Below are 11,103 nucleotides of genomic sequence, written 5' to 3'. Positions count from 1 at the left end.
GCCTCCGCGCCGCGGCTACCCGCGGGGGATCCGGATCGGCCGACCCCGCCCGCGGCGGCAGCACCACCGACCTCGACACACCGCACACCAACCCGCCACAGCGCCGACACAAGAGCCACGATCAGCTTCTCCAACCATCACAGCACGGCAGCCACCCGCAGCGGATCCGCATCGGTCAGCCTCGCTGGCGACGGCAGCTCACCGACCTCGACACCCCGCGCACCAGCTCACCCCACCGCCCACACGTGGTCCGCCACCAGCCCATCCAGCCGTGGGGCGACTCGCACGGGGTTCGCACCGGCCAGCTCCCTTCGCGACAGCTCCCTCACCTACCTCGACACCCGGCGCACACCAACGCAGACACTGGTCCGCCGCCCGCCTCCGCGCCGCGGCCACCCGCAGCGGATCCGAATCGGCCGGCCCCGCCCGCGGCGGCAGCACCGCCGACCTCGACACGCCGCACACCAACCCGCCGCAACGCCGACACAAGAGCCACGATCAGCTTCTCCAACCATCACAGCACCACAGCCACCCGCACCGGATCCGCATCGGCCGACCCCGCCCGCGGCAGCACCGCCGACCTCGGCACGCCCGCACCAGCTCACCCCACCGCCCACACGTGGCCCGCCACCCGCCTCCGCGCCGCAGCTACCCGCAGCGGATCAGCATCGGCCAGCCCCGCCGGCGACGGCAGGACCGCCGACCTCGGCACGCCGCGCACCAGCTCACCCCACCGCCGACTCGTGGTCCGCGATCAGCTCGTCCAGCCTGCGGCGCGCCGCGGCCACCCGCGCCGGGTCCGGGCCGGTCAGGTCCGCTCGTGAGGGCAGCGCCGCCGTCAAGCCCCAGCCGCGGCCGCGGGCCCAGGTCGCGTCGTCGACGTCGAGGGCCTTGCGGAACTGCTCGCGCCCTTCGGCGGAGAGCACCGACCACGCCGCGATCAGGTCGCACGCCGGGTCGCCCACCGCCAGCGTGCCGAAGTCGATCACCGCGCTGAGACGGCCGTTGCGGGACAACAGGTTCGCCGGGGCCGGGTCGCCGTGGATCCAGGCCGGCGGGCCCTCCCACGGCGGTGCGGCGCGGGCCGTCTCCCAGACCGCGGCCACCGCGTCGAGGTCCACGAGACCCGCCAGGGCCTCGATGCGCGGGGCCAGCCGGGGCGGCGCGATCGCCGAGTCGCGTTCGTCGGTCATCGCGACGCCGCGGAAGCCGTTGCTCCACTGTGGTGGCGGGCCGCCGGTGGCGTCCGCCCCGTGCAGCGCCACGAAGAACTCCGCGAGGCCGTCCGCCAGGCCGTCGTCGCGGTCCGGGTCGACCGGGCCGCCGGGCAGCCAGCGCAGCACCGACCACGGGAACGGGTAGCCCGCGCCCGGCCGTCCCTCGCCAGCGGCAGCGGGACCGGGAGCGGCAGCCGCGGCGCCAGTTTCGGCAGCCACTCCTGCTCGCGCCTCACCTGCCCGGTCCACCGGGCGAACCGCGGCAGCCGCACCGACATGTCCGGGCCCAGGCGGTAGGTCGCGTTGTCGATGCCCTGCACCGGCGCCGGTTCCACCGGAAGTCCCGCCCATCGCGGGAACTGCGTCTCGACGAGACGGCGGACGACGTCCACCGTGATCGTGGCTTCGTCCGAGGACAGGTCGCCGTCCACCGCGCACATCACCCGTTCCGGCCTGCACCTGCCGGATCCGGCAGCGGGACGATCACAGCGGGTATCGACGCCCCTGTCCACCGAATTCGGCGGCGGTGGTTCACCAAGTGTCGATGGAGTACGCTGATGATTCACGGTTGAGCCGTCAGCCGCTGCCGGACGTCCGCGCCCGGGATGGCAGGCTGCGCGCCGGTCTCCGTTCCCTCGTCCGGCCGTCCCCGCTACGAGGAAAGGTGTGCCGCGATGGTTCCCGAACCACGACCGGCCGACCACGCGCTCACCGCGGCCTGGGTGGATGCCCACGGCCAGTGCACGATCCACGTCCTCCAGCCCCGGCCCGGCACCGTGCTCGTGCGGGTCGCCGGTGAGATCGACCTCGCCACCGCGCGGAAGCTCGACGAGGTCTTGCAGGCCCACGTCGGCCCCGCGGCCGACGAAGTGGTCGTCGACCTCGGCGCCGTCACGTTCTTCTCCGTCGCCGGGCTGAACTCGCTGCTGCGGGCCCGGCTGCTCGCCGACACCGCGGCCGCCCGCCTCACGATCGAGACCGAGGGTTCGCGCGCGGTCCGCCGCCTGTTCGCCCTGCTGCCGTCGGAAAACCTCTCGTCCACCCGGTGAGTCACTCCTCGATCGCGCCGCCGACGGAACGCAGGTGCGCGCGGAAGGTAAGGACCAGATCCGCTTCACGCGCGGCGAGAAAGCCGGCGAAGTCGACCTGCTCCCGCAGCGACTCGCCGGCCCGGATCCGGTCGGCCTGACGGCGTTCGGTGTCCCGGATGCCCTCGGCGAGCGTGAACAGCTCCCCCGCGCGGGACGCCGGGACGAACAGGACACCGTCGTCGTCGCCCAGCACCAGGTCCGCGGGACCGATCCGCCACGTCCCGACGATCGCCTCGGCCAGCCCGCCGTCCACGCGGGGGCCGACGCTCAGTGGCCCGGTCGGGAGCGAGCCCAGGCTGAACACGGGCAGGCCGATCTCGCGGATGTCGGCGGTGTCGCGGTGCAGGCCCCAGATCACCACCCCGGCGAGCCCGGCCGCGCGCGCTTCGAGCACCACGAGGTCCCCGACGCAGCTCTCGTCGAGCCGTCCGCCGTTGTCGACGACCAGGACGCCGCCGGGGACGGCCTGCTGGAACGCTTCGAGGAAGACGTCGACGCTGCCGACGTGCCGGGCCGGGATCGCCGGGCCGACCAGCCGGCCGCCCGGCACCACCGCGCGGGTCCCGGCGGGGGCGCAGCGGACGGGAAGCCCGGCGCGGACGCAGGCGTCCGCGAGGTGGGCGGTGGTCAGCGACGCGAAGCGCCGCCTGAGTTCCTCGTGCTCCATTCCCTGACTTTAGTCAGGAAAGCGGGTTTCCGCGGTCAGCCAGGCCAGGTACTCCGCGCTGCCGCCCTCGATCGGCGTGGCGATCACCTCGGGCAGGTCGTAGCCGTGCAGCTGCCCGATCCGCTCGGTCAGCGCGGCGACCCGGTCGGCCGTCGTCTTGATCTCGACCCGCCACTCCTGGTCGGTCTGTACCTTGCCCTCCCAGCGGTAGACGCTGGTCACCGGGCCGACCACCTGCGCGCACGCACCGAGGCGCCCTTCGACGGCCTGCGCGGCGAGTTCGCGGGCCGCCGCTTCGGAATCGGTCGTGGACGTCACGATCACGTGCTCGGCAGCCATGTCCGCGAGGTTACCGGCACCGGCTCATCGCCGGTGCGCCGAGAACGGCCCCGAGCCGGCGATCGCGGCGACGGCCCACACCGGCAGCCGGGTAGGACAGCGCGAGCACCCCGACCGCGCCCGGGCTCTCGTGAGCAGAACGCCGGCACACGTGATTGCGGGGTCGACACGCCGGGTGGGTGGGCGCGGGCCGAGCACCCCCGACGGCACTCGGCCCGCGCCCAGGACTCCCCCGCGGTCAGGGGGTGGGCTTCGCGCTCGTCGTGGTCGTCGGGGTGGTGGTCGTCGTCGGGGTCGTGGTGCGGGTCGGCGGCGTCGTCCGCGGCGGGGTCTTGCGGTGCGTATTGACCGGCGGGTTCGTGTGGGGTGCGGCCACCGTCACGTGGGTCGTCTCGGGCGTGTCCGTCGGCGAGGGGATGCTGACCGGCGTCGGCGTCTCGCTCGTCGAGACCGCCGGCGTGGGGTCGCCGGACGGGGCGCCCCCGCCGGAACTGCTCACCGCGACGGCGACGCCGCCGATCGCCACCACCGCGACCGCGCACAGGCCGATCACGACCCCGCGGCGCGACGCGCGGCGTCCCGGGCTCGCGCCTTCGGACTTGCCGCGGCCGAGCGGCGGCGGGGGCGCGCCCACGCCGGGTGTGGCCATCGCTCGCGTCTCTTCACGCGGTGCCGGTGCGCGCCGGGCGTCGGGCCGTGCCGGGAGCCCGCCCGGCGGGGTCCGGGGCACCGCGAGCCCCGCCGGGGGCGTACGCGGCGGCGGCGCCGGTACCGGGAGCTGGGCCTGCGTCGCCTGCACCAGCCCGGACCGGCCGGAGGCCAGCGCGGCGGCGCCGAGCGCGACGCCGTACTTCGGGTGGATGTCGACCGCGGTCGGGCGGCCGAGCTCGGCCGAAACCAGCTGCGACACCAGGGGAATCCGCGACGAGCCGCCGACCAGCAGCACCGCGCCGAGGTCGGCGGGCCGCAGGTTCGCCGACCGCAACGCCCGGTGCAGCGAACCGATCGTCGCGGTGATCGACGGCCGGACCATCTCCTCGAACTCACCACGCGTCAGCCGCACCTCGGTCTGCACCGACGGGAGCAGCACCGGCACGACCGTCTCGGTGTCGGCGGACAGGGCCTCCTTGGCCAGCACGCATTCCTGGCGCAGCCGCACCACCGCGGCCACCGCGCCGGGGTCGTCCGGGTCGATCTGCGACAGCTTCCCGTCGAGCGCGCGGTCGACGTGACCGAACACGGCCTCGTCGAAGTCCACACCACCGAGGCCTTCGATGCCTTCGGGGGTCCCGAGGATTTCGAAGCCCCCGCCGCGCTTGCGCAGCACGGTCGCGTCGAACGTGCCGCCGCCGAGGTCGTACACCGCGACGACGGCGCCGTCCTCCAGCCGTTCCTGCGCCGCGTAGTGCGCGGCCGCCGCCTCGGGTTCGGTGATCAGGCCGACGCGGTCGATCCCGGTCAGCCTCGGCACCTGCTCGAACAGCTCCCGCTTGTACGGGCCCCAGTTCGCCGGATGGGTCAGCGTGATCCGGTCCGGCCGGGCGCCCTGCTGCCCGGCGACCGTCCGCACGACGTGGCCGAGCAGCTGCGCCATCAGCGAAGCCACCGAGTGCGGCGCACCGCCGAGCAGCACCGGCGTCGGGTCGCCGAGCCGCCGCTTGAACTCCCGCGCCACCCGGTCCGGCTCGACGGCCGCCCGCCGGTTCGCCGCGTCGCCGACCAGCACGCTGCCGTCCGCCCGCAGCAGCACCACCGACGGGATGGCCGCCGTGCGGTCGCCGAGCGACACCATCTCGACGTGGCCGGCACTGTCGACGGCGGCGGCCGTGAAGGTCGTGCCGAGGTCGATGCCCAGTCCGTAGCCCATTGTTGTCAGCCTCCGCCGTCCGCGTGCGCCTGGTGATCGAAGTGGTGGTGCTCGTCCGCGTCCGGAACCGGCTGCGGCTCCTCGGGCGGTTCCTCGTGCTCCGGCGGGCCGGGTGGCTCCGGCGGCCGCGGGTCGTGCTGGTCGTGTTCGACGTGTGGTTCCGGCGGCTCGTCGGTGGTGTCCGCCGGCTCCGGCTCGTGGTGGTGGTCCTTCGGCGGCTCGAACGGGTGCTCTTCCCGGGGTTCGGGCCGCGAGCCGGTCACTTCCCCGGCGTCGTGGTGCGCCCGCTCGGGCTCGTTCGCGAAGCTCGGCTTTTCCGTCGCGAAGCTCAGCGGCTTCGACGCCGGGTGGTCGGCGAGCGCGGACGACGTCGCCAGCGTCGTCGACTCGACCGCCGCCACCGGCGCGGCGGCCGGTGCGTCCACTGTGGACGGCTGACGGCTGAACGTGACCACCGGCGCCGACGGCGGCCCGGGCACCGACGGCGCGGGCGCGGTGACCGAGGTCGTCACCGACGTGCCGCGGGCCCGGTCGCCGACCGTCTCGGTCTGGTGGATGGCCGGCCCGGCCGGCTCGCCGAACGGGTCCTCGGCGGCCGCCTTCTCGTCGGCGGTGATGCCGACCTCGATCCCCGGCGGGCCGGTCTCGGCCTCGTCCAGGACGACCGTCTCCTCCTGGAAGACCTCGATGTCGCCGTGCCCCGGCGCGTCCGGGGTCAGCGCGTAACTCAGCGAACCGTCGTGCTCGACGCTGATCGTGCCGTCCGGGTTCTCGTGCACCACGACGTCGGCGTCCTGGAAGATGTCGATGTCCGTGTCGCCGGGGGTGCCGTCGCCGGGCACGACCAGGTGCTGGTGGTCGACGTAGACCTCGTCGCGGCCGTGGTTGTGGACGACGAAGCGTTCCGTCGCGTCGATGACGAAGTTGCCGAACGCGTCCTCGTGGACGTCGATCTGCTCGAACTCCTCGACGGTCGGCAGGTCCGCCAGGGGCGTGCCGTCGGTGGTCTCCGGGTGCCAGGTCGTGCCGGTTTGCGCCTCGACGGACCCGTCCTCGCCGCGGGTGACCGTGGTGGTCTCCACGTGCGGCACGTACTCGTGGCCGGACGGCGCCGCCTGCGGCGTCTCGGCCGCGGCCGGCTCCGGCTGGGGCGGCGGCGCGCTCGGCGACCCCGGGGTGAGCGCGTTGCCCAGCACCTCGGAGACGGTGGCCCCGGCGACGGCCGTGACCGCTTTCTTGATCTTCCCCTGCACGTGGTCGCTCACGACAGGACCTCCGCCCGTGCTTCGCTGAGCAGGATTCCTTCACAGGTGCGGACGAGGACGCGGGCGGCGTCGCGGACGTCGCGCGGCGAGGCCGGGTGCTCGGCGCGCCGCTGCCACCTCAGCAGCTGCGTGCCGAGCGCCTGCCGGATCGCCGTGCGGCCCGCGCCGGCCGGCAGCCCCAGCCGGCTCGGCACGTCCACCCCGGTCGCGCCGAGCAGCCGTTCGGCGTCCCGGGCCTCGTCCGTGGTGAACAGCACGACCCCGAGCCGGATCGAGTCGATCAGCTGGATCTCGGCGAACTCGTGCGCCCCGGCGACGATGCGTTCCCATTCGTGCAGCAGCCCGCCGGTGCGATCCGGGTAGGCCCGCAACACCAGCTCGACCGCCTGCAACGCCGAGCGCGCCTTGAGGACGTCGGCGCGCGCGGCGAACTGGGTGGTCAGCAGCGACCGGAGGCGGTGCAGGCCGCTGCGGGCCAGCAGCTCCCCCGACAGCGCTCGCGCGCCCGTCACCAGGCCGCCGCCGGTCAGCTCGACGGCCAGCCGGACGCCGAACAGGCCGTACCGGTTCAGCAGGTCCGCGCGCTGCGCCACCGGGACGTCCACTTCGGACTCCGCGCGGGCGAACCGGTCCGCCGACGTCAGCAGGCGTGCCAGCTCCGCCTCAGGAGCGGCGGCCAGCAGCCCGAACGCGCGGTACTCGGCCTCCTTCAGGGACGCGGCGGAGCTGGCCAGCAGGCCGGCCACCGGGACCACGGTCTGGCAGAGCCCGCGAACCCGCGGGTCACGGGCGTAGCGCTCGGCGACCTTCGCCGCGGAGTCGAGCGCGTCCGTGCGGGCGTGCCCGACCTCGTCGGCCCGGGACAGCACGCCGATCGTGTTGACCGGGCGCCGTTCGGCGGGGTCGTCGTGGAAGGCCTCCAGGAACCGGACGTCGTCGCCGTGCACGTGCCGCATCAGGTAGACGACGGCGTCCGCGGTGCCGACGCCGTCACGGTCCGGCACCAGCGCGACCTCGGTGCGCTCGGAGACCGACGCCCGCGCCGAACCCAGCCCGGGGGTGTCGATCAGCGTCATGGCCCGCAGCGCGGGGGACGGCCAGTCGACGACCAGGCGGTCGACGTCGTCCGGCGCCATGCCGAGCTCGAGGCCGAGGGTGCCGCTGAGCCGGCCGAACGGCAGCTGGCGCGGCATCCCGCGGACGGGGTGCAGCATGATCCGGTAGGTCGGGCCGTTGCGGTACCAGGTGACGACCCGGGTGCACTCCCCCGCGTCCGTCGCGGCCAGCTCCTGGCCGACCAGCGCGTTGAGCAAAGTGGACTTCCCGGCCTTGACGCGGCCCGCGATGGCGACCCGCAGGGGTTCGGCCAGGCGGCCGGCGATCTGCCGGAGCATCGGCTCGGCGGGGGTGCCGGCGTACCCGGCGCAGGCGCGGGCCACCAGCCCGCGGACCTGGATGTACAACGGGGTCATCGGGTCACCGCCGGGACGGGTTTCGGGGTGCTGCGCAGGGTGAGTTCGTCGGCGCGGCGGCCCAGCACCTCGAGGGCTTCGATGTCGGCCTCCAGCCGTTTCAGCTCGCCCGTCTCCGACTCGTCTTCGACCACGGCCTTCTTCGCCGCGGCCAGCGCCTCGGTCAGGGAGCGCTGCAGTTCTTCGACGCGCGCGCTGTAGGCGTCGCGGAGTTCTCTTTGGACGGTGCGCATCGCGTCGCGGGAGTCCTTGCCCACCTGGAGGTTGAACTCGTCGACGAACCGGCGGACCGCGGTCTTGGCCAGGCTGCGGCGTTTCTCCAGCTGCCGCTTGCGCTCGTCGAGGAAGCCGGAGCGGCCCATGAGCAGGCCGGCCGCGATGCCGAACGGCGTCGGGATGGCCAGCGCGGCCATCTTCGTGAGCATGGAGAACATCAGGAAACCGCTGTAGGCCTTCTGGAACGCGGCCATCCCGGTGGTGCCGCGGGTCTTGACCCCGGTGAACGACGAGTCGATGTCGATCTCCTCGACGACGGTCACCGGCGCCTGCACCTCGCGCGGCAGCACGGCCTGCGACTCGGCGAGCTCGAAGTGCTCGGCGACCCGGCCGGCCAGGCCGCGGGCCTGCTTGACGAACGTCGCGTAGTTCTCCAGCGTCTCGTTCGCCAGCCGCTGCCGCAGCCACTTCTCGAACTCGGGCCAGTTCTTGGCCGGGTCGCCCTCCTCGATGGCTTCTTCGGCCTCGTGCAGCACACCGCGGGAACGGGCGCGCAGGTCGTAGTCCACATCGGACGAAATGTCGGCGAACCCGTCGAAGAGGATTTGCTGCCACCGGGAAGACTGGCTGCGCAGGGCGTCGACGCGGTCGTTCACGCGGGTCAGCTCCGCGATGAGCGCGGCGGACTGCTCGGGGTGCGCCAGCGAGGTGCGGCGCGACCGCAGGGCGGCGTGCAGCTGGCCGACGGCCGACCCGACGTGCAGGCCGACGGCGTTGAGCGCGGAGCGTTCGGCGTCGCCGACGACACCCTGGAGGTGCTTCACCAGCTGCGGGAAGCCGGACTCGACGTTCATCTCCTGGTCGGCCGAGCGGGCCGCGACGGTGCGCAGTTCGGAGGACACCGCGATGGTGTCGATGGTGATGCCGCAGGCGTCGAGGTGGCCGGCGTTGAGCTCGAGGATCCGGCGCCAGTGCGGGTAGAGGTCGGTTTTGGTGAGGACGAAGAACACCGACGGGCAGAGTTCCTTGACCGTGCGCAGGAACCGCAGCTCGGCGGCGGTCAGCTCCTGCGAGGCGTCGGAGAGGAACAGGACGGCGTGCGCCCGCGGCAGGGAGCTGACGGTGACGGCGTTGTGCAGCGAACCGAGGCCGCCGACGCCGGGGGTGTCGACCAGCACCAGGCCGCCGGAGAGCAGCTGGCGGCTGATCGACGCGGTGACGGACTTGAGCTTGCGCACGTTGCCCGGGTTCCCGGCTTCGCTCACGTGGGTCGGCAGGTCGTCGAGGGAGATCCGCTCGGTCCACGGCGGCGACGACGGATCGGCCGGCTCGTAGGTCGCCAGGGCCCCGGACTCCGGCGCGAACCGGACGACCGTCGGCACCGCGGTCGCGATGTCGTCGTCGACCGGGCAGATCTTGGCGGTGAGCAGGGCGTTGATCAGGGAACTCTTGCCCTGCTTGAATTCCCCGACGACGTAGACGGTGATGTCGGGCTCGGACAGCAGGCGCCGGGCGTCGGTGAGGCGCTGGACGAGGTCGTCCCGTCCGTAGGCCTTGGCACCCTTGACGGCAAGGTCGAGTGTGTCGAGGGCGATGCGCCCCCCGCCGCTCGGCTCCTGCATGACCGCTCCCTCTTCCTCAAGCCGGCTCAGATGTGGTGGTCGACGTCGTGGTGGTGGTGCTCGACGTGGTGCCCGTGCTCGGCGGCGTCGTGGTGGTGCTCGTGTTCGTGGCTGTGCTGCTCGGCCTGCTCGTTGAACTGGTTGCCGCCGCCGTGGCCCTGCTCGTTCTGGAAGATGTTGCCGTGGCCACCCGTGGAGGCCTGCTCGTTGAACTGGTTCCCGCTGTGGCCGGCGCCCTGTTCGTTCTGGAAGATGTTGCCGTGGCCGCCGGTCGAGGCCTGCTCGTTGAACTGGTTGCCACCGTGCCCACCCGAGCCCTGCTCGTTCTGGAAGATGCCACCGTGACCACCCGACGAGGCCTGCTCGTTGAACTGGTTGCCGCCGCCGTGCCCCTGCTCGTTCTGGAACACGTCACCGCGACCACCGGTCGACGCCTGCTCGTTGAACTGGTTGCCGCCGTGCCCACCCGAGCCCTGCTCGTTCTGGAAAATGCCACCGTGACCACCCGACGAGGCCTGCTCGTTGAACTGGTCGCCGCCGCCGTGCCCCTGCTCGTTCTGGAAGGTGTCACCGCGGCCACCCGAGGAAGCCTGCTCGTTGAACTGGTTGCCACCACCGTGGCCCTGCTCGTTCTGGAACACCTCCCCGCGACCACCCGACGAAGCCTGCTCGTTGAACTGGTCCCCACCGTGCCCGCCGGAACCCTGCTCGTTCTGGAAGATCGCGCCGCCGACACCGCCGCCGGTGGAGGCCTGCTCGTTGAACTGGTCGCCGCCGTGGCCGACCGCGCCCTGCTCGTTCTGGAACACGTCGCCGTGGTGGCCGGCCGACGCCTGCTCATTGAACTGGCTGCCGCCGCGCCCGGAGCCTTGCTCGTTCTGGAAGATGTCGCCCCGGCCACCCGTGGAGGCCTGCTCGTTGAACTGGTTGCCACCACCGTGGCCCTGCTCGTTCTGGAACACCTCCCCGCGGCCACCCGAGGAAGCCTGCTCGTTGAACTGGTTGCCACCGCCGTGGCCCTGCTCGTTCTGGAACACCTCCCCACGGCCACCCGACGAGGCCTGCTCGTTGAACTGGTCGCCACCACCGTGGCCCTGCTCGTTCTGGAACACGTCACCGCGACCACCCGACGAGGCCTGCTCGTTGAACTGGTCGCCCCCGTGGCCACCGGCGCCCTGCTCGTTCTGGAAGATGTTCCCCGAGCCACCGGCGGAAGCCTGCTCGTTGAACTGGTTGCCGCTACCCGCGCCCTGCTCGTTCTGGAAAACGTCGCCCGACGAAGTTGCCATCTCGTGCACTCCTGACATTCGGATCGGTGAAGCCCTCGCCCCTCCGTTGTCATCCAGT

At 73.0% G+C, this 11,103-nt stretch carries 9 protein-coding genes; 1 reads left to right on the top strand and 8 read right to left on the bottom strand.

Features of this window, described 5'->3' with window-relative positions:
- Nucleotides 1–725 precede the first annotated feature (725 nt).
- Nucleotides 726–1,436: a phosphotransferase gene (locus tag ACGFMK_RS41890; protein ID WP_392775235.1), complete on the bottom strand. Its 711-nt coding sequence runs from the start codon at nt 1,434–1,436 to the stop codon at nt 726–728.
- Nucleotides 1,437–1,891: 455 nt separating this feature from the next.
- Between ACGFMK_RS41890 and ACGFMK_RS41885 the strand changes: the two genes are divergently transcribed.
- Nucleotides 1,892–2,266: an STAS domain-containing protein gene (locus tag ACGFMK_RS41885; protein ID WP_392775232.1), complete on the top strand. Its 375-nt coding sequence runs from the start codon at nt 1,892–1,894 to the stop codon at nt 2,264–2,266.
- A 1-nt stretch (nt 2,267) separates the two neighbouring features.
- Here ACGFMK_RS41885 and ACGFMK_RS41880 read toward each other — a convergent pair whose 3' ends face one another.
- From ACGFMK_RS41880 to ACGFMK_RS41850, 7 genes are all read right to left on the bottom strand, one after another.
- Nucleotides 2,268–2,975, bottom strand: a complete 708-nt coding sequence (locus ACGFMK_RS41880) for an RraA family protein (protein ID WP_392775229.1) — start codon at nt 2,973–2,975, stop codon at nt 2,268–2,270.
- 9 nt (nt 2,976–2,984) lie between these two features.
- The gene (gene cutA, locus ACGFMK_RS41875) at nt 2,985–3,314 is read right to left on the bottom strand and encodes a divalent-cation tolerance protein CutA (protein ID WP_392775226.1); all 330 of its coding nucleotides are present in this window, start codon (nt 3,312–3,314) and stop codon (nt 2,985–2,987) included.
- A gap of 238 nt (nt 3,315–3,552) precedes the next feature.
- On the bottom strand, nt 3,553–5,181 hold the full coding sequence (locus ACGFMK_RS41870; protein WP_392775223.1) for an Hsp70 family protein: 1,629 nt from the start codon (nt 5,179–5,181) through the stop codon (nt 3,553–3,555).
- 5 nt (nt 5,182–5,186) lie between these two features.
- A complete protein-coding gene (locus ACGFMK_RS41865; protein WP_392775220.1) occupies nt 5,187–6,446 on the bottom strand; it encodes a hypothetical protein in 1,260 nt (419 codons plus the stop codon).
- Complete coding sequence (locus ACGFMK_RS41860) at nt 6,443–7,918, bottom strand: dynamin family protein (RefSeq protein ID WP_392775218.1); 1,476 nt, start codon at nt 7,916–7,918, stop codon at nt 6,443–6,445. The genes ACGFMK_RS41865 and ACGFMK_RS41860 overlap by 4 nt, the downstream gene beginning before the upstream one ends.
- The gene (locus ACGFMK_RS41855; RefSeq protein WP_392775215.1) at nt 7,915–9,756 is read right to left on the bottom strand and encodes a dynamin family protein; all 1,842 of its coding nucleotides are present in this window, start codon (nt 9,754–9,756) and stop codon (nt 7,915–7,917) included. The genes ACGFMK_RS41860 and ACGFMK_RS41855 overlap by 4 nt, the downstream gene beginning before the upstream one ends.
- A 26-nt stretch (nt 9,757–9,782) precedes the next feature.
- The gene (locus tag ACGFMK_RS41850) at nt 9,783–11,045 is read right to left on the bottom strand and encodes a glycoprotein (protein WP_392775213.1); all 1,263 of its coding nucleotides are present in this window, start codon (nt 11,043–11,045) and stop codon (nt 9,783–9,785) included.
- Nucleotides 11,046–11,103: the final 58 nt, after the last annotated feature.

The sequence above is a fragment of the Amycolatopsis sp. NPDC049252 genome (assembly GCF_043197175.1).
In the GTDB taxonomy this organism is placed as follows: domain Bacteria; phylum Actinomycetota; class Actinomycetes; order Mycobacteriales; family Pseudonocardiaceae; genus Amycolatopsis.
This window is presented reverse-complemented; position numbering and strand designations above follow the sequence as displayed.

Coding starts and splice junctions, on each gene's coding strand:
- ACGFMK_RS41880 (WP_392775229.1), bottom strand. CDS start 2,975: ATGGAGCACGAGGAACTCAGGCGGCGCTTCGCGTCGCTGACCACCGCC.
- ACGFMK_RS41855 (WP_392775215.1), bottom strand. CDS start 9,756: ATGCAGGAGCCGAGCGGCGGGGGGCGCATCGCCCTCGACACACTCGAC.
- ACGFMK_RS41870 (WP_392775223.1), bottom strand. CDS start 5,181: ATGGGCTACGGACTGGGCATCGACCTCGGCACGACCTTCACGGCCGCC.
- ACGFMK_RS41885 (WP_392775232.1), top strand. CDS start 1,892: ATGGTTCCCGAACCACGACCGGCCGACCACGCGCTCACCGCGGCCTGG.
- ACGFMK_RS41860 (WP_392775218.1), bottom strand. CDS start 7,918: ATGACCCCGTTGTACATCCAGGTCCGCGGGCTGGTGGCCCGCGCCTGC.
- ACGFMK_RS41850 (WP_392775213.1), bottom strand. CDS start 11,045: ATGGCAACTTCGTCGGGCGACGTTTTCCAGAACGAGCAGGGCGCGGGT.
- cutA (WP_392775226.1), bottom strand. CDS start 3,314: ATGGCTGCCGAGCACGTGATCGTGACGTCCACGACCGATTCCGAAGCG.